The 18,504-nt window shown below is 60.9% G+C and carries 16 protein-coding genes; 4 read left to right on the top strand and 12 right to left on the bottom strand.

From position 1 onward, the window contains the following. The first annotated feature begins 200 nt into the window (after positions 1–200). The 3 genes from gltX to D3Y59_RS13750 all read left to right on the top strand — a co-directional run bounded on the left by gltX (position 201) and on the right by D3Y59_RS13750 (position 3,282). Positions 201–1,757, top strand: coding sequence for a glutamate--tRNA ligase (gltX, locus tag D3Y59_RS13760; RefSeq protein ID WP_119445564.1), 1,557 nt, complete (start codon positions 201–203; stop codon positions 1,755–1,757). 232 nt (positions 1,758–1,989) lie between these two features. After that, entirely contained in the window at positions 1,990–2,379 is a 390-nt protein-coding gene (locus D3Y59_RS18455; protein ID WP_205590839.1) for a hypothetical protein, read from the top strand. A 123-nt stretch (positions 2,380–2,502) separates the two neighbouring features. Then, positions 2,503–3,282, top strand: coding sequence for a TIGR00266 family protein (locus tag D3Y59_RS13750; protein WP_119445563.1), 780 nt, complete (start codon positions 2,503–2,505; stop codon positions 3,280–3,282). A gap of 113 nt (positions 3,283–3,395) precedes the next feature. Here D3Y59_RS13750 and D3Y59_RS13745 read toward each other — a convergent pair whose 3' ends face one another. From D3Y59_RS13745 to lptB, 4 genes are all read right to left on the bottom strand, one after another. Continuing rightward, positions 3,396–3,596, bottom strand: coding sequence for a hypothetical protein (locus D3Y59_RS13745; RefSeq protein WP_119445562.1), 201 nt, complete (start codon positions 3,594–3,596; stop codon positions 3,396–3,398). A 78-nt stretch (positions 3,597–3,674) separates the two neighbouring features. Next, positions 3,675–4,190 carry a toxin-antitoxin system YwqK family antitoxin gene (locus D3Y59_RS13740; protein ID WP_162910791.1) on the bottom strand — a complete coding sequence of 172 codons (516 nt, stop codon included), beginning with the start codon at positions 4,188–4,190 and terminating at the stop codon, positions 3,675–3,677. Positions 4,191–4,251: 61 nt separating this feature from the next. Then, positions 4,252–5,763 carry a GH3 auxin-responsive promoter family protein gene (locus D3Y59_RS13735; protein ID WP_119445560.1) on the bottom strand — a complete coding sequence of 504 codons (1,512 nt, stop codon included), beginning with the start codon at positions 5,761–5,763 and terminating at the stop codon, positions 4,252–4,254. Between the two features lie 176 nt (positions 5,764–5,939). After that, complete coding sequence (gene lptB, locus D3Y59_RS13730; RefSeq protein ID WP_059071691.1) at positions 5,940–6,671, bottom strand: LPS export ABC transporter ATP-binding protein; 732 nt, start codon at positions 6,669–6,671, stop codon at positions 5,940–5,942. Positions 6,672–6,777: 106 nt separating this feature from the next. Here lptB and D3Y59_RS13725 point away from each other — a divergent pair, with 106 nt between their 5' ends. Next, positions 6,778–7,317, top strand: a complete 540-nt coding sequence (locus D3Y59_RS13725; RefSeq protein WP_162910790.1) for a hypothetical protein — start codon at positions 6,778–6,780, stop codon at positions 7,315–7,317. A 71-nt stretch (positions 7,318–7,388) separates the two neighbouring features. Here the strand turns inward: D3Y59_RS13725 and D3Y59_RS13720 are convergent, their stop codons facing one another. The 8 genes from D3Y59_RS13720 to D3Y59_RS13685 all read right to left on the bottom strand — a co-directional run bounded on the left by D3Y59_RS13720 (position 7,389) and on the right by D3Y59_RS13685 (position 18,478). Continuing rightward, entirely contained in the window at positions 7,389–9,251 is a 1,863-nt protein-coding gene (locus tag D3Y59_RS13720) for a M61 family metallopeptidase (protein ID WP_119445558.1), read from the bottom strand. Positions 9,252–9,356: 105 nt separating this feature from the next. Then, positions 9,357–11,078, bottom strand: a complete 1,722-nt coding sequence (recJ, locus tag D3Y59_RS13715) for a single-stranded-DNA-specific exonuclease RecJ (RefSeq protein WP_119445557.1) — start codon at positions 11,076–11,078, stop codon at positions 9,357–9,359. Between the two features lie 254 nt (positions 11,079–11,332). Further along, positions 11,333–13,168 (bottom strand): tetratricopeptide repeat protein, encoded by a 1,836-nt coding sequence (locus D3Y59_RS13710; protein WP_119445556.1) that lies wholly within the window; start codon positions 13,166–13,168, stop codon positions 11,333–11,335. Positions 13,169–13,363: 195 nt separating this feature from the next. Next, the gene (locus D3Y59_RS13705; protein WP_119445555.1) at positions 13,364–15,472 is read right to left on the bottom strand and encodes a peptidylprolyl isomerase; all 2,109 of its coding nucleotides are present in this window, start codon (positions 15,470–15,472) and stop codon (positions 13,364–13,366) included. Positions 15,473–15,551: 79 nt separating this feature from the next. Next, entirely contained in the window at positions 15,552–15,803 is a 252-nt protein-coding gene (locus D3Y59_RS13700; protein WP_119445554.1) for a hypothetical protein, read from the bottom strand. A gap of 9 nt (positions 15,804–15,812) precedes the next feature. Continuing rightward, positions 15,813–16,403 carry an LPS export ABC transporter periplasmic protein LptC gene (gene lptC / locus D3Y59_RS13695; protein ID WP_162910789.1) on the bottom strand — a complete coding sequence of 197 codons (591 nt, stop codon included), beginning with the start codon at positions 16,401–16,403 and terminating at the stop codon, positions 15,813–15,815. 7 nt (positions 16,404–16,410) lie between these two features. Continuing rightward, positions 16,411–17,745, bottom strand: a complete 1,335-nt coding sequence (locus D3Y59_RS13690; RefSeq protein WP_119445552.1) for a hypothetical protein — start codon at positions 17,743–17,745, stop codon at positions 16,411–16,413. Then, on the bottom strand, positions 17,735–18,478 hold the full coding sequence (locus D3Y59_RS13685) for a type III pantothenate kinase (protein WP_119445551.1): 744 nt from the start codon (positions 18,476–18,478) through the stop codon (positions 17,735–17,737). The genes D3Y59_RS13690 and D3Y59_RS13685 overlap by 11 nt, the downstream gene beginning before the upstream one ends. Between the last annotated feature and the right edge of the window lie 26 nt (positions 18,479–18,504).

The following is an 18,504-nucleotide window of genomic DNA, read 5'->3' as shown; positions in this document are numbered from 1 at the left end:
CGAGGTGCCTGGGCCCCGACGCGCACGCGCGACCTAGGGCCTCGCTTGCTCTACTGCTCTGCGTAGCTTTCCTTAACTCACAAACTCATCTACTCTTCAACTGCCTAACTCATTAACTCCTAAACTACCTAACTTCCTTCCTACCTTTGCGCCGCTGTTAGGCCCCTGCAGTTGGTTGGGGCCCGATATTGTCGTTTTGTATGGAAAGAGAAGTTCGGGTGCGTTTTGCGCCCAGCCCGACCGGGCCGCTGCACATTGGCGGCGTGCGCACTGCGCTGTATAACTACCTGCTGGCCCGCAAGCTGGGCGGCAAGATGCTGCTACGCATCGAAGACACCGACCAGAACCGTTTCGTACCCGGCGCCGAGCAGTACATCATGGATTCGCTGCGGTGGTGCGGCATCGAGATTGACGAAGGCCCCGAGCAAGGCGGCCCGCACGCGCCGTACCGCCAAAGCGAGCGGAAGCCCATGTACATGCAGTACGCCATGCAGCTCATCGAGGCGGGCCACGCGTACTACGCCTTCGACACGCCCGAGGAGCTCGACGCCATGCGCGCGCGCCTCACGGCGGCCAAAGTGCCCAACCCGCAGTACAACAGCATTACGCGTACCCAAATGCGCAATTCCCTCACGCTGCCCGACGAGGAAGTAAAGCAGCTGCTCGAAAGCGGCGCGCCCTACGTCATTCGCCTGAAGGTGCCACGCAAGGAGGAAGTTCGCTTCAACGACCTGATCCGCGGTTGGGTGGTGGTGCATTCCTCGTCGATCGACGACAAGGTGCTGATGAAGTCGGACGGCATGCCTACATACCACCTGGCCAACATCGTGGACGACCACCTCATGGAAATCACCCACGTGATTCGGGGTGAGGAGTGGCTGCCCTCGGCCCCGTTGCACGTGCTGCTGTACCGCTACCTAGGCTGGGAAAGTACCATGCCGCAATTTGCCCACTTGCCCCTGCTGCTGAAGCCCGACGGCACCGGCAAGCTGAGCAAGCGCGACGGCGACCGGCTGGGTTTCCCGGTATTTCCGCTTGAATTCCACGGCAAGGACGCCGAAACCGGCGAGCCAACCGTGAGCAGCGGCTACCGCGAAGCGGGCTACTTGCCCGAGGCGTTCATCAACTTCCTGGCTTTCTTGGGCTGGAACCCCGGCACCACGCAGGAGCTGTTCTCGATGCCGGAGCTGATCGAGGCCTTTACGATTGAGCGCGTAAGCAAGTCGCCGGCCCGCTTCGACCAAAACAAAGTGCGCTGGTACAACGAGCAGTACCTGCGCGCCAAGCCCGATAGCGAGCTGGCGCAGTACCTCGTGGCCTCGCTGCAAGAGCAAGGCATTACGGCCGAAGTACCCGCCGACAAAGCCGAGCAAATTGCCGGGCTGGTGAAAGAGCGCGCCACCTTCCCGGCCGATTTGGCCCGCGAAGCTCGCTTGTTTTTCGAGCGCCCCAACGGCTACGACGAGCAGGTAATCAGCAAGAAGTGGAACGCCCAGGTAGCCGGCGCCCTAGGTGAATTTGCCCAGGCGCTGCCCGCGGCAACCGACACCACCCCCGACGGCATCAAGGCGCTGCTCACGCAGGTTCTCGAGCGCCTGGGCATCAAGATTGGCCAAGTGCTGCAAGCGCTGCGCGTAGCCGTTACCGGCGCCGCCGCCGGCCCCGATTTGATGGCCATCATGAGCATTCTGGGCACTCAGGAAACGGCCGAGCGAATTGAGGCCGCCGTGGCGGCCCTTGCGCCGCAAGCCAGCTAACCGGCAGGCTTGTTCTAGCTTGGCTTTGAAAAGCCCATCGGCAGTTTGTTGTCGATGGGCTTTTTGTTTGCACCCGGGCTGCTTGTGCTTGGCGGGCCCCGCGGCCTAATCCGTTGCGCAACGCATCCGAGAAGCTAGCCCCTACGTAATTGTGAAGCCACACAGCGGCTTTGGTTGCGCTGCAAACGCAGACGAAGCCGCCAGCACACCCCAACCCTAGGCGCGACCCATCATGGCCAAGAAACCCGTTAAAAAAAAGCAGCAGGACCCGGCCAAGAAGCCCCGGGTGCACAAAGAGCTGGAAGGCTTTGAAATCAAAGTGAACCCGCTGGGCGAAATCACCTCTACGTACAGCATCGAGCAGATCAACGAATTCTTGAACCGCCACGTGCGCGACAAGAAACTGGTGAACCGCGAAGGCCAGTTTGGCGAAAAAGCCTTGGCCGATGCCGCCGCCGAAGACGAGGAGGATTTTCCGCTGGAGGAAGGCGAAGCCGCCGAACCCGAGGAAACAGACGAGGACTTCATGCGGCGTACCTCGCGCGAGGCCAAACGCAGCAAAAAAACCGACGACGACACCGCATTGCCCACCGGCGGAACCACCGCCGAGCCCGAAGAATAACACCCGCCGCGCGTGGCTGCTGGCAGCGCCCCGGCACCTAGGTCAAGTGGCCTAGGTGCCGGGGCGCTGCTTTTTAATTAGCACTTCGCTATACTTGCTGCTGCACCAATCAGCTGCTTACCCATGCGTTCACACGACGTTGATTACCGCATTATTGGCCACGATATTCAGGTAGTAGAAATTGAGCTCGACCCGGGCGAATCGGTTATTGCCGAGGCCGGCACCATGGTGTACATGGACGAGCCCATTGCCTGGGATACGCGCATGGGCGACGGCTCGGAGCCTGATCAGGGCTTTTTCGGCAAGCTGCTTTCGGCTGGCACGCGCATGATTACCGGCGAGTCGCTCTTCATGACGCACTTTACCCACGCCGGGCACCACGGCAAAGCCCGGGTGGGCTTTTCGGCCCCCTACCCCGGCACCATTATGCCCCTCGACCTGAGCACCCTGCCCAACGGCCTGATTGTGCAGAAAGACGGCTTTTTGGCTGCCGCGCGGGGCACCAAAATCGGCATTCACTTCAACCAGCGCCTCGGTTCGGGCTTTTTCGGGGGCGAAGGATTTATCTTGCAGAAGCTTACCGGCGACGGCAAGGCATTTATTCATGCGGGCGGCACCGTAATTGAGCGCCGCCTGAACGGCGAAATGCTGCGCGTAGATACCGGCTGCGTGGTGGCCTTCGAGCCGGGCATCGAGTTCAGCATTGCCCGCGCCGGCAACCTCAAGTCGATGATTTTTGGCGGCGAAGGCCTGCTGCTGGCCACGCTGCGTGGCACCGGCCGCGTGTGGCTGCAAAGCATGCCCGTGAAAAAACTTATTCAGGCCCTGATGCCCAACGGTGGCAATGCCCAAAAAGAAAGCGGCTCGGTGCTAGGTGGCCTAGGCCGCGTGTTCGACCAATAAGCCAACTGCCCCCTACCAATCAACGGCAACGGCGGCACTCCAACGTTGGGGTGCCGCCGTTGCCGGGCTGCGCTATAGCTAATTAGTACAGAGCCGTTTGGTCCGATGAATGGTTACGTTGGGATGCCGCTTGCCAGGGAGCCGGCAATCACCCCCAGGCTGGCCAGCAAGGCTAGCACCAGCAGCCCCAGCAAAGCTAGCGTGGTTCGTTTCCCCAGAATGCTTTTGGGCTCGGTTACAACCCGGCGGCGGTAGCGCTTCTTGCGCGAAACGTACGGCTGCGAAGCGAGTTCGGTGGCAGTAAAAGTGTGCAATGCAGGTGGTATTTAGTAGCAGAACGAATACGATAAATATATAATCGCCTTAATAATAAACAAATAAAGACAATAGGATTATTTGCTGCCCTGCCTGCTGCTGCGGGGTTTGTGCGATACATTGGTCGCACCCTTGCCTTGGGCCATGCGGTAGCCTTTGTCGTAGAGCTCCCATCCGATTTCGCGCCCGATTGTGTCGTAAAGCAGCCACCGCCCAAACCAGTAGTACTGCACCACCGCGCTGTCGCTCTCCAAATGGGCTTGGCCCTGCCGGGCCACTTGCCCGTTGGCGTGGAAATGGCGCACCAGCATTAGCCCGCCCGAGCGGTACCGGTCGTCGTGGTCGAGTTGGCCTTGGTAGGCGTAGTAGCGCCAATGGCCACGGGGCCGGCCGTGCCGGTAGTGTCCGCGCGATGCCAGTTTGGTGGCGGCGCTATCGAAGTACGCGCGCCAAGGGCCGTGGCGCTCCTGCTGCGCATCGAGGCGGTTACGCGACCAAAAGCCCACGGGGCCGCGCGGCGCCTGGCAGGCAGCTAACGCAGCGGCCAACAACGCGCAGCTACCTACCAATGCTACCCTAGGTAATAAATCCATCGGGCCAAGGTAGCAGCCCTGCCAACCCGCTGCAACTGCCGGCCCACCTAGGGTAAGGTGGCTAGCTCAGCAGTTCTTCCAGCAGCTCGCGGTTGTTGCTGAGGCGGGGTACTTTGTGCTGCCCGCCCAGCTTGCCGCGGCGCGCCAGCCACTGCTCAAACGTGCCCGGCGCGGCCACCGTAAGTACGGGCGGCTGCAGGGCTATGTCGCGGTGGCGCTTGGCGTCGTAATCGGAGTTGAGTTGGCGCAGGGTTTCGTCGAGTACTTGCGCAAACTGTGCCTCGCTGGCGGGCGGTTGCGAAAACTCGATGAGCCACTGGTGCCCGCCGCGCGAGCCTTCGCCGGTGCTGAAGTAAATAGGCGCGGCCGTGTACTCTTTCACCAACGCGCCGGTGGTAGCAGCGGCGGCAGCAATGGCGGCATCGGCGTTTTCTACTACCACTTCTTCGCCAAAAGCGTTGAGAAAGTGCTTGGTGCGGCCCGAAATGCGGATGCGGTACGGCGCCACAGAAGTAAAGCGCACCGTATCGCCGATTTGGTAGCGCCACAGCCCCGCGTTGGTGCTGATGACGAGGGCGTAGCTGGGTCCTACCTCTACCTCTTCGAGCGTAAGCGTGCGCGGGTGCTCCTTCCCGAGCTCATCAATGGGAATGAACTCGTAGTAAATGCCGTGGTCGAGCAGCAGCAGCAAGTCCTGCGAGTCGGGCTGGTCCTGGAACGCCAAGTAGCCTTCGGAGGCATTGTAGATTTCCAGGTACCGCATCTGGGCTTCCGGTATCAGCTGCCGAAACAGCTCGCGGTACGGCCCAAAAGCCACGGCGCCGTGCATAAACAGGCGTAGGTTGGGCCACACTTCCGGAATGGGCCGGCCGCCAGCCAGCTCCGATACGCGGCGCAGCAGCATGATCATCCAGGTGGGCACGCCGGCCAAGCACGATACATTTTCGTGCAGCACGTGCTGGGCCATGCGCTCCAGCTTTTCCTCCCACTCATCAAGCAAAGCCAGCTCGAGCGGCGGCGTGCGGCGCGACTCGGCCCAGGCCGGCAGGTTTTGCATGATCACCGCCGACACGTCGCCCACGCGCGAGGCGGGGTCGTCGGGCCGGAAGGGGTTGGGCACGTGCGTGCCACCTAGGGAAAGGGTTTTGCCGCGCAGGATTCCCGCTTCGGGATACAAAGTTTGGGCTACGGCCACCATGTCGCGGCCGGCGCGGTAGTGGCAATCTTCGAGCGACTGCGGCGTAACGGGTATGTACTTGCTGCGGGCGTTGGTGGTGCCGCTGCTTTTGGCAAACCACTGCACGCGCCCGGGCCACAGCACGTCGTCCTCGCCGTGCAGCACGCGCTCAATCCAAGGGTACAGCTGCTCGTAGCTACTCACGGGCACGCGCTGGGCAAACTCGCGGGCGTTCAGCCCGTCGGCGTAGCCGTACATGCGGCCCCAATCGGTGTGGCGGGCGGTCTGAAGTAAATCCTGCAGCACCTCGCGCTGGGTAGCATGCGGCTCGGAGCGCATGCGCTCGAGGCGCACCATGCGCGGCTTTACCATCCAGGTGAGCAGGGTATCAATCATCAATCGCTGATTTTTGTGATTTCGCTGATTACGCAGATTACGCAGATTTGGCTCCGAGGGCTTGATTTACGCAAGGGCGGCTGGCCGAGCGCCCAAAACACCCCGATACGCCACCACCACAAGCCGTCTGGCTTCGAAAATCAGCGAAATCAGGGTAATCGGCATTAATCAGCGATTTAGATTTTGCGCTTCAGCTCAAAATGGCGGCCTAGGTATACGCGGCGCACCATTTCGTCGGCAGCCAGTTCTTCGGCGGTGCCGGCCTTCAGCAGCTTGCCTTCGAACAGCAAATAAGCCCGATCGACGATGCTCAGCGTCTCGTTCACGTTGTGGTCGGTGATGAGGATGCCGATGTTCTTGTGCTTCAGCTTGGCCACAATGCCTTGGATTTCCTCCACCGCAATCGGGTCGACGCCGGCAAAGGGTTCATCGAGCAGCACAAACTTGGGGTCGACGGCCAGGGCGCGCGCAATTTCGGTGCGCCGCCGCTCGCCGCCCGAGAGCACGCGCCCTAGGTTTTTGCGCACGTGCGTGAGGCTGAACTCGTTGAGCAGCTCTTCTACCTTATCGTGTTGCTGCTGCTTGCTGAGCTTGGTCATTTCCAGCACCGACAGGATGTTTTCCTCCACCGTCAGGTCGCGAAAAACGGAGGCCTCTTGGGCCAAGTAGCCGATGCCGCGGCGGGCGCGCTGGTAAATGGGCAGGCCGGTGATGTCTTCGTCGTCGAGGAAGATGCGGCCCGAGTTGGGCTTCACCATGCCCACCGTCATGTAAAACGAGGTGGTTTTGCCGGCCCCGTTGGGCCCTAGCAAGCCTACGATTTCGCCCTGCTCCACGTGCAGGGACATATCACTTACAACGGTGCGTTGCTTGTATTTCTTGACGAGGTGTTCGGCGCGCAGAATCATGCTGTCAGCAAAGGTAAGGGGGCGGCGCACAATGCTACCGCAAACGCTATAGTCGAGCTTGGCAACGTTTTTGAGCCGGATTTAGTCCACCTAACAATCAATTTGCATGCTTACGATTACTCGTGCTGGTGTTGTTGCCGCTATTAGCCTATTGCCTGGCTGGGCCACTGCCCAGGTGGTTACAGACCCAGGGAAAGCCACCGCCGCGCGCGACTCGGTGGTGCACGCGGCCAATACGCTGCGCCAAGAGTTGCAAAGCCGCACCATTGGCTTCAAAACCAAAGCGCCAGCTGCTGGCAAGCGCCGGGTAGTAGCGCGGGGCTACGCTCAGCCAGAACGCTTGATGGCTACGGCTAGTGCGTCTAGCGGGGGTCGCACAACCAAACAAGTGTTGCTCTGGAAGCACGTACGCCGTATTCGGCGCAACGGCACCACGCTCGATCGGTTCTACGGCTACCAGGGCAAACACCCCGTGCTGGAGGAAACCCGGCACAACGGCCAACTTACCTACGTGCGCGTCACGCGCTACAAGTGGACGCCCTACGTATCGTTGCCCACGGTTGCCAAGCAAGGTTGGCTTTCGAGCAGTGGCTACGTGCGTTGGGGTACCGAGACTTTCATCGTACCCACTGCTGCCAACAACTAGCGGCTACAAACAAACGTGCCGGCAAGAGTAGTCGCCGGCACGTTTGTTTGCGGATAAGCCCTAGGTGCTTGTTAGCTTTTGCTGTTGAGCAGCTGCCGACGCAGGGCCAGCTGTGCCGGCGTGGGCGTAGGGTTGGGGGCCAGGTGGTTCCGGATTTCTACATCGAACTCGCGCGGCGCGGCTTGGGCCTCCTTGGTGGCTGCGCCGCGGCGCAGCGTGAGGCGCACGGGCGTATCGGTGGCGGGCTCTACCAAGGGGCGCAGCAGTTGCTCGGCCGTGTCGAGCGTTACGGGCTTGCCATTTACGGCCACAATCACGTCGCCGTTCTGCAGGCCAAAAGCATTGGTTTCGGCCGTTACGTCGGCAGCGGCAAACTCCTTTTTGGCCTCGTCGTAGCGGAACCCTAGCTGCCCAAATGCTTTGATGCGGGCCGGGGCTTTATCGGCGTAGCGCCAGCCAATTTTGTCGAGGTACTCGGTTAGCGGCAGGGCTTCGGTGCCCACCACGTAGCGGTCGAAGAACTGCTGCACATCGGGGTGCGTGAGGGCTACTACCTCCGGTATTAGCTGCGCATCTTCGAAGGAGCGCGTGGGGCCGTACTTGTCGCGCAGGGTCAGCAGCACGTCGCGGAGGGTTTTCTGACCTTTGGTAAGCTCCTGAATGCGGATATCGAGCAGCAAACCAATGAGCGCGCCCTTCTTGTATACGTTTTCGTACATTTTGTCGTAGGGCGACTCCAGAATGCGGCGGCTCATTTCCGTAAACGACACGCCAGCCGGGTATTTCTCCGCGTCGCGGATTTTCTCCTGCATGGTGCCGCGGAACTGCTCTTCGGTAGTGAGTCCGGCCCGCACTTGCACCAAGTGGGCGAAGTACTCCGTCACGCCCTCGTACAGCCACAGGTGCTGCGACATTTTGGGGTTGCGAAAATCGAACTCGCCGATTTCGCGGGAGTGGATGTTCAGCGGGGCCAGCATGTGCAAAAACTCGTGCGAAGCCACCTCGCGCACCATTTCCGTCAGCTCGGCTTCGGTGTTGCGCTCGGGCAAAAAGTACAACGACGAGTACGAGTGCTCCATGGCCCCGAAGCCGCCCGTGCTGCGGTTGATTACCTGTGAGGTTTGGTAATCGGGGAAGTACATCAGGAACTGGTAGTTGGGTACCGGCATCTTCCCAAAAAACTGACCTAGGGCTTCGGCCATCGGGCGCATGGTTTGGCTGATTTGCGCCGCTTTTACCTTGCCCAGCTCCGATACTACCGACACGCCAATGCGCGCCCCACCGGCCACAAAGCTGGTGGTATCGGGCTTGCTGTACAGGATGGGGCCATCGGCCAGGGTTACGTAGCTATCGGCCCGAAATACATCCTGCGTGGCCGAGCGCTGCACCGGCAGCGCGGTGCTGGCGTAGAGCTCGGGCGCGTGCTTCACGGTTACTTCGTAAGGCACCATTTTGTAGCCCTCGAGGTAGCCGTACAGCCCGTAGTGGTTCAGCACGAAGTTGCGGAAGGGCGAGCGGGCGTCGAAGTTGGTACCGCCCGGCTGAAAGATGTAGCTGTCGTCCTGCTTGGCATCCCAGGTGTCATCCACGAGGTACTCGATGCGGGCGAGCTTGGTGGCTTTGTCGATGGTAAACAGGTTCTGGCCTTCGCGCGTCACCTTCAGCGCCTTGCCCCGCTCGTCGAATGCTTTCAAACTTTGCACAAAGCGGCCGTAATCCTTTTTGGAGTACGAGCCGGGCACCACGCTCGGCATCACGTACGTTACGCGCTCATCGCGCACGGGTGGCGTCTGGATGATGACGCGCAACTGATCGGAGCTGGCAGCGGGCTGCGTGTCGACGGTAATGCGGTAGGTGCCGGTGGCAGGAGTTTGCGCGTGGGCGCCATAAGCCAGTAAGCTGCCGAGGCCGGCGCTAAGCAGGATTGATTTCATCAACCTAGGAAAGGATAGAAAAGCGAATAGCCCAGGTTCGGCTGAGAACCTAGGCTACTAAGGTAATGGTTAGCCAAATGCGACGACGCGGCCGCCCTAGGCGCTTTATTCCCAGCCTATGTCTTTGAGGCGTAGCTGCAGCGATTTTTGACCGCGCCATTCGTTTACATCCACGGTGTAGCAGATATTGAACGGCTGGCCTTTGGAGATGCGCCCGTAATGATCCGACAAGCCGAAGCCGATGGCGTCGATCTGGTTTGAATCTTCCTGCATCAAGGTCAGCTTGAGGTGCGAGGTGCCTACCACCTTCGCGGTGCCGGGCACGGCGTACACCTGCTGGGCCTCAAATACCGGGCTGGGGTTGCCGGGGCCAAAGGGCTCCATCTGGCGCAGCAGGTTGAAGAAGTTCCAGGTTACCTCGCGCAGGCGCAGCGGCAAGTCAATCTCAACGGGCGGAATGAGCTGCTCTTCTTTGATGCGCGAGGCCACCACGGCCTCGAAACGGCGGCGGAACTCGGCCACATTCTCGAGCGGTAGCGTAAGGCCTGCCGCGTACATGTGGCCGCCAAACTGCTCGAGCAAATCGGAGCACTCCAAAATGGCTTGGTGCACATCAAACCCCGCCACCGAGCGGGCCGAACCTGTGGCCTTGCCGTTCGACTCTGTGAGGATAACCGTGGGGCGGTAGTACTTATCGAGGCAGCGCGAAGCCACAATGCCGATTACGCCCTTGTGCCAGTCCTGCTTGAACAGCACCGTGGAGCGGGCATTGCGCAGCTCCAGATCGGTTTCGATCATCTGCAGGGCTTCCTCGGTAATGCGTGTATCGAAGCCGCGGCGCTCGGTATTGGTTTGGTCGACTACGCTGGCCGTAGCCAGGGCCTGCTCGGCCGTTTCGGAGAGCAGCATGGCCACGGAGCGCTTGGCATCACCTAGGCGCCCGGCGGCGTTGATGCGCGGCGCAAAGCCAAACACCAGGCTGCTTACCGTAAGCGGGCCTTCGCGCAGGCCGGCCAGCTGGCGCAAGGCATACAGGCCGGGCCGCGTTTCGATGCTGGGGTCGTTGAGGCGGCGCAGGCCGTGGTACATCAGCGTGCGGTTTTCGCCGGTGATGGGCACAATATCAGCCGCAATGCTCACGGCCAGCAAGTCCATCAGCTCGTGCAGGGGCTCTTCGTCGAAGCCTTGGCTGCGGCACAGGGCCTGCATCAGCTTAAAACCTACGCCGCACCCCGATAGCTCTTTGTACGGATACGGGCAATCGGAACGTTTGGGGTCGAGCACGGCCACGGCGGGCGGCAGTTCGTCGCCGGGCAAGTGGTGGTCGCACACGATAAAATCGACGCCTTTGTCGCGGGCGTAACTGATTTTGTCCACGGCTTTTACGCCGCAGTCGAGTGCCACAATCAGCTTGAAGCCGTTAGCAGCCGCCCAATCAATGCCCATGTTCGAGATGCCGTAGCCCTCGATGTAGCGGTCGGGGATGTAGTAATCGATGCGGGCCGGGCCGAACAACGAGCGCAGGTACGAGTACACCAGCGCCACGGAGGTGGTGCCGTCCACGTCGTAGTCGCCGTACACCAGCACTTTTTCTTCCTGAAAAAGCGCCTCCACCAAACGCTGCACGGCCAAGTCCATGTCGCGCATGAGCATGGGGTCGGGCAGCGCTTCGAGCGTGGGGCGGAAGTACGCCTTGGCCTCGTCGAAGGAGCAAATGCCCCGCTGACACAGCAAAGCAATGATGGACTCGTTTACGCGCAGGGCTGCCGACAGGTGCTCGACCTTCTCGCGGTCGGGAGCAGGCTTACGAATCCAACGTTTTAGCATGGTGGGGAGGGCAATACCTTCAAAAGTAAGAAGAAAACGGCACGCTTTCAGCCCCAATTTTGCGAAACGCCACCTCGGCAGGAGTAATTTTGGGCACCATTTTGCTCTTTTTCAGCCATGCAGCCCCTCCGCGATTTTTACCAACGCTACAAGCAGTACATCCTCACCGATGGGCTGATGTACATAGCGTTCATCGTGGCGCTGTTGCTGATGTTTGTGTTCTTCGGGTAGCCCTAGGTAAGTGCGGGTTCGCGTTACTGCGGCACCGCGTTGCCGCGCAAAAGGCGCACGCGTTTGCGGGCCTCGGCGCCGTAGATGCTGCCAGGGTACTTGGTGAGCAACGAGGTGTAAAGCTCCTGCGCCCGCACGCGGTCTTGGCGGTTTTGCTCCTGTATCTCGGCCGTCAGGAACAAAGCGTCGTCGGAAAGAATATCGTATTTGGGGTTGCCCACGATGCGCTGCAGGGTTTCCAGGGCGCCGTTGTAGTCGCCGGAGCGGCGCTGCAGCTGGGCCTTCAGGTACCAAGCCTCGTCGGTGAGGGCGTGGCCGGGATACTTGGTCAGCAAATCGTCGAGGGCTTTGATGGCCTGCGGTATTTTGTTTTGGAACACCTGCAGCTCGGCAGCGGCGTAGGCGCGCATGGCCACGCCCGACGTGTCCATGGCGGTGTTGTCGCCGATGAGCAGGCTGAGCTGCATGGCGTCGTTGGCTATTTCGCGGCTGGTGGCCAGCTTCAGGATATCGAGGTGGCTTTGCGCCAGCTTAAAGTCGCCGGCAAAGTAGCTGAGGCGGGCGTTGCGCAACTTGGCCTCGTAGCCCAGCGGTTGGTCCTTGCGCGACTTTTCCACTTGCGAGTACAGCAGCGTGGCTTCCCACGGCTCGCCCCGCAGCAGGTAAATATCACCTAGGGCAATTTTGGCTTCGTCAACGAGCTGCGGGTCGGCACGAGGCAGGTCAATTACTTCCTGCAGCAGCTGCATGCCCTTGTTCTTTTCATCGAGCTGAAAGGCGTACAGCAGGGCCAAGTTGCGTAGCACGTCGGCGCTTTGGGCGGTGCGGCCCAGCTCGGTAAGCAACTGTTGGTAATCGGCTGCCAGCGCACGCAGCTTGGCTTGGTCGACGGGGAAGGTATTGCGCACCTGCTCCTCGCGAGCCTGAATCAGTTTTTGGCGGGCGGGTTGGTAAAATTGGCCGCCGCGGTACTCCTTGGCCAGGTACGCGTAGCCTTCAATGGCCGTGTCGTAATCCTTGTTGCGCTGGGCAATGGTGGCCACATCCATCACGTGGCGGCCCTCGGTACGCTGGCGCCGATCGAGGGCACGGGCCTGCACCAAAGCATTGCTAAAGTCGCGGCGCTGCTGGTAAAGCCACAGCAACAGCTCGGGCCAGGCGCTTTGCTCGGGGTTGCTTTGGGTGCGCGTGATGAGGGACTTCTCGAGCGCGCCAAATGCCTGCTCGTTTTGCCCTAGGTTCTGGAGCATGTTGCGCACGAAGGGCAGCTGCTTTTCGTCTTGCTCCACCAAGTTCAGCGCCTCGCCTACCAGCGGCTCTACGCGGCTCTGGCGGCTGTATAGGTCAATGAGCTGCTGGGCGTACTCGGTGCGGTTATTTGCCAGCTGCCGGCCCTGCAAATAGGCCTGCTCCGACCAGCGTACCAAGCCCCGCTGCTGAAACTCGGACGCCAGCGGCAGCACCTGCTCGGGCTTGAGGCTGGCTACCACCCGGCCGTATTGCTTGTTGGCAGCGGCACTGTCGCCGGCGGCGGCGTACACGCTACCTAGGGCCACGCCCAGCGTTGGCTCGGCAGGGCTTTTTTTGATGGCGCGGCGGGCCAACTTTTCGGCGTCTTTGTACTTCTTCAGCTCTACCAACACGCGCAGGTAATCGGGCAGCACGTTGGGGGCCAATTGCGCATCCTTGGGCAAGCCTTCGAACATTGCTTCGGCTTTCAGCCACTGGCCTTTGCGGGCGTACTCGCGGGCACTGGCAATGGGGCCGCCCCCCTCCTGCCCCAGCGCGGGCCCGGCGGCCAGCAGCAGGCCCACTAGCCCTAGGTAGCTTTTCTTCCTCAACGCAGATAACAGGCTCATGGCAGGCAAACGGATAACGAGCTTCGTAACAACAAACGGGGGTGGCTTTGGGCGCTCAACATCTACCGCCGGGGTTTCATTCAAGCTCGGCCTCCAAACGCTAAAGACCAGCCAATACCGCCGCCGTTGCGCAAAGCAAAAGGGCCGTACCCTTGAAAGATACGGCCCTTCGGCACTTGTGGTAGCGGCAGTGGTTTAGAAGAACTTCACGCGTTCGTCTTTCACCTCAGCCTTCTGGCGCACGGTTTCGTAGATGGCGCCGGTCGAGCGGGCACCGCGCATTTGCTGCAGCTGGTTGCGTACCGTCTTCAGGTCGGTTGAGGGAGCAGCCGGCTCGTTTTTGTTTACCAGCTCGACTACCAATACGCCCTGCTCGCCTTTGATGGGAGCCGAACGCTGACCGGGCTTCAGGCCGAACGCCGTACCCACGGCCACTGGCTCGTTGCCCAGGCCCGGAATCACGCCCTGACCTAGGGTTACGTCGTTGGCGGTGCGCACCTGCGCGTTGGCGCCGTAAGCGGTGGCCATTTGCTCCAGGGTGCTGCCTTTCAGTTTGGCCATAATTTGCTTGGCCTTCTCCTCATTGCGCACGAAGGCCGAAACTTCCGGCTTCACGGCGGCTACGTCGGCGGTGCCTTCGGTGCGCGTGCCGGTGAGGGCCGCAATCACGTACTGGTCGTTCACCTGAAACACCTCCGAAACCTGGCCAACCTCGGTTTCTTTGTTGAAGGCCCAGCGCACTACTTCGCGGGCGTTTGGCACGTTGCCCACCACGGCATCCGACTTGCCTACGCCGCGGGCTTCCTGCTTTTGCAGGGCTTTGTCGGCGGCTACGGCTTTGCGGAACGACTCGAGGTCGGTGGCCTTGGCCTTCAGCTCCTGTGCGCGCTGGTAGGCGGTTTCGTTGGTAGCGTCGGAAGGCGTAATGCCTTTTTGCACGGCCGCAACGCGGTAGGTTTGGCTGGTTTTGGGCGCCGTCACCTTAATGATGTGGTAACCAAACGAGGTTTTCACCAAGCTCGGCAGCAAACCAGCCGACGAGGCGCCGAACACGGCCTTTTCGAACTCGGGCACCATGCGGCCCGAAGTAAACCAACCCAGGTCGCCACCTAGGGGCGCGGTGCCGTCGGTGCCGTGCTGGCGGGCCATGGCAGCGAAATCGGCGCCGCCTTTAATCTGGTTCAGGATACCCTGGGCTTTGGCCTTGGCAGCGGCATCGGCCTCGGGCGTGGTGCCTTCGGGCTTGATAAGAATGTGGCTAGCACGGGCTGCCTGCGTAGCGCCGGCTTTGGTACCGGTAATTTTGTAGAGCGAGTACGTGCCGTTTTCGGCGAAGGGGCCGTACACCTGGCCTTGCTGCAGCGGCAGTTGCTGGCGCAGCTTCTCGGGCAGATCGGCCGGCGATACAAACTGACCGTTGTAGGGCTGATCGGAGTTCAGGCGCACGAACAGCGAGTCGTTCGGGGCGGTGCGGAACTGCTGGGCCAGCTGGTCTACCGTTTGGCGAACCGCAGCCGAGTCTTCCTTCGAAGGCACCACGTTTACTACCGCAAACTCCAGGTCGCGGCCGTCTTGCACCTTGTAGCGGGCCTTGTTGCGGGTAATGTAGTCTTGCAGCTGCGAGTCGTTCACCTTCACGGCCGAATCGGAGATGCTGAAGTACGGCACAAACAGGTAGCGCAGGTTGGCGCGGCTGTTTTGCGACACGTCGAAACGCTGGGCTTCGGCGCTGGTTACATAGTCCGAGTTCTTCAGCAGGGCGTAGTATTTGTTGCCCATGCGCTCCTGCGGCAGGTTTTGCTCGAAGCTCAGCCACGCCTGCAGCTGCTGCGGAGGCAGCTTATCCAAAGCGCGCAGGTACTCAATTACGCGGGCGCGGTCGAACTGGCCGGTTTGCGGGTTGGTGAAGGCCTGCTGAATGGTGGGGTGAATGTTCTTGCCCTGCACCATGTCGGTCAGCTCCTCGTCGGTCACTTTCAGACCTAGGGCTTCGAACTGGGGCTGAAAGGCGCGCTGAAACACAATCTGGTTCCAGGCTTGGTCGCGCAGTTGCTGCTGCTCCTGCTCGGTGGGCTGGCGGCCGTTTTGGGCGGCAAACGCTTCTTTCGACTGCTCCAGGGCGGCGTTAAACTCGTCGAGGCTTACCTCGTCGCCGGCTATTTCGCCCACGGAGGTATCCTGCCGGTTAAACAGATTGTTTTGTCCGCCGATCAGGTCACCGCCCACGATGAACAGCAGCATCCCGATGGCTACGGTGCCAACGGCCCAGCCTGATTTTTCCCGGATGGTGTTGATTAAAGCCATTTAGTTGAAAGTAAGCAGCAAAGAAAACGCAGTAAGACGCGCAAAATAACCCCTTTTGAGGCAAATGACAAAAGCCGACCTAGCGGCGGCCCTTGCCCTTGGGCTTGGTGGTTTTGCGCTTGGGCTCGGGGGCCGCGGGTGCGGCCTCCTGTTCGGCAATCTTCAGGCGCCGGTACACCAGCAAGCAAATGATGCTGACCATGAAAAACACATAGTTGCGCATGATGTCGTTGGTGAGCAGCGTTTCGTACACCCCGATGATGAACGCCACCACCGCTACCGAAAACAACACCGTGCGCGCGAGGCCGCGGTCGAAAGAAGGAAACTTCATGATCAGAACCTAGGGAGTAACCGTACCGGCGGGGGCCGTGCCCTGGTCGAGGGTAAACACGCCTTCGGGCTTCAAAATTTTGTAGCGCGAAAAATCTTCGTTCGCTTCAAGCCCTTGGCCCGTCAGAATTTCGGTAGGGGTTTCTACCCGCACAAACTTTTGGGTGTAGATGCGCGCCCGCGGCCGGTCGTAGTACAGTTCCTCGGAGCGCATGCCCTGCTGCTTTTGCTCGTTGCGTACGCGCACGTCGCCGCGCACCACGTACACGTTTTCGGTGCGGGTATACTTGCCGTAGTTGCCGCGCAGGTTATTCACCACGGTGGTGCCGTCTTTGGCGTAAAACACAATGTTCACGCCTTTGGGGTACACCAGGTCGCCGTTTTCAAAGGTTTGCTCGAGCGGAGCTGTTAAGCGCACCTGCAACCGGGCCGAGTCGCTAAAAAGCGTGGTAACGTTGGAAGTTTCGAGCGTGGGGCCCGTGTACACCACTTTCTTGGCGGGCTCGGCCGCTTTTTCCTGGCAGCCGACCAGCGCCAATGCGGCGCCCAGCAACAGGGCACCCCATTGGGTTTGGTTGGCAGTGCATTCCGTGGCTTTCACGGCAGACTTATTCAATACGACGCTTCAGGAACCAGCGGCTGTTGAGCGATACGCCCAATTGCACCCGCACGTAGTTTTCCTTGATGTTCGAGAAGCGCGTGGTGCCCTCGCTAACCACTTCGGTGTTGCCGCGCTGCCCGTAGGTAAAGCTCAGGTTCATGTTGGTAGCCTCCAGCGCCGACGACGTCGGGAACGGAAAGCTGAAGCCCCAGCTCACGGCCCGGTCGTAGAGCGTTTGGCCGCCCGGGCGGTACGGCAACTGGGCCGCGCTCAAGCCAAAACGGTAGGTAACGCGCTGAAAGTAGTTGGTAACCGAACCCGGATCGGGGGCCAGTTCGCCGCCAATGCCCACGCGCCACGTGTCGTTGAACACCTGCTGCGTGCCGTTGAAGTCGCGGTACTTCGACCAGCGCTGCTGGGCCACGTCGGCGCTCAGGCTCCAGTTCTTGTTGTTGTCGAAGCTTACGCCCAGCTGCAACGAGCCCGGCAGCACGGCTTCGCCCCGCGCCTCGTTCTGCAAAACGCGCGGCTCTTGCAGGTTGGTGCCGTTTATGTCTTGCGTTTCCTGCAGCAGCGTACGGCGGCCGTTCAGGTTGGTGCCGAATGTGTACACCGCCGCCACGTTGGCCGCTATTTTCTTGCTCAGGTCGTAGCGGTAGTGCACGCCCGTCCGGAAGCTAAAATCGGTGTACTTCGTGCGGTCGACGGTGCCTACGCGCTTCAGGATTTCGTCGGGCTCCTGCTCTTCCAGCGGTGGCTGCACAATGGCGTATGCGGCGCGGTCGATGTTGCCAAAGATGTACGAAGTGGTAACGCCCACGCTCAACCCTTTGCCCACGCGCACGCCGTGCCCTAGGTATACCTCCGACAAACCGCCCGAACCAGTAGACTCGTTGCGCACCAACGCGCCGGTGCTGCCGTCGACGTTCCGGGTAACCACCGATTCGTAATCCACGGCCGACAAGGGCTTCAGGCCGGCAGCCAGCGCCCAGCTCCGCGAAATAGGGATGCCCAAGGCTAGGTAACCGAGCGTGCCGCTGCCCGTGCGCTGCGAAGCCGTGTTGCTGCGCAACTGCTTTAGCTGCCCTGTGAAGGCCGCCTCGTAGGTGGTGCGGCTAGTGTAGTACAGCAGCGCGGGGTTTAGCTCGTTGATTTGAATGGCATTGGGTGCCGCCAAGCCAACGCCGCCCATGCCCTGTTGCCGAACGCCGCCGGCATTCGGATTGAAGTCGCCTAGGCCCAAGCGTGAGTAAGGGGAGTTGCCAAGACCCTGCCCTGAAGCAGCTGAAGCAGCCCCCAGCAGGCTCAGCAGAGCCAGTGCGGTCAGTTTGTTACCCGACATTATGCACCAGTATTCGGTGAAGACCAAGCAAAACCAGCTCGGTCAGTACAAAGATGTGGCCTTTAAGGCGCGATTCAAAAAATGCAGCGTCGCCACCGGCCAGCGCCACCGCTAAGGTAGGGTGTTGCTGGCGGTAGCTGCTGAGCAGGCCATTTACCTCGGCTACGGCCCCGTGCAGGGCCCCGCTCAGCATGGCCGTACGCGTATCGGTGCCGCACAACGCAAGCGTTACTGCGTCGTGTGCACTCGGCAGCGCCAACTCGGGCAGGCGGTCCGTAAAGTGGTGCATGGCTTGCAAGCGCATGCGCAAACCCGGTGCAATACTACCACCCAAAAAGGTACCATCGGCCGCTACCAAGTCGCACTTTATGCAAGTGCCGGCATCAACTATCAGTACCGGGCGGCCCGGCAGCAGGTGGGCAGCTCCCACGGCAGCAGCCAGGCGGTCGGCACCTAGGGTATGCGGAGTGGCGTAGGCATTTGCAATAGGCAGCGGCGTTTCGCCCGGCCTCAGCACAATCACCTTGCCGCTCACCGCCCCACCTAGGGCCGCAGCCCACACATCGGCCGGTGCCGCCACCGAGGCCAGCAACACGTGCTCGGCCTGCACACGCTGCGCAACGGCCCGCAACTCGGCAGGCGTAGCTACGCTGCCGGCTTCGGCCAAAGCCGCCCCCCGAAAGCAGCCGTACTTAGCCGCTGTGTTGCCAATGTCGAGTACCAGTGTGGTCATGCTACCGAACAACGGCGGCCTGGCTT

The organism is Hymenobacter oligotrophus (assembly GCF_003574965.1).
GTDB classification, from domain to species: domain Bacteria; phylum Bacteroidota; class Bacteroidia; order Cytophagales; family Hymenobacteraceae; genus Solirubrum; species Solirubrum oligotrophum.
Note: the sequence above shows the minus strand (reverse complement) of the source record. Positions and strands in the feature narration are given on the sequence as shown.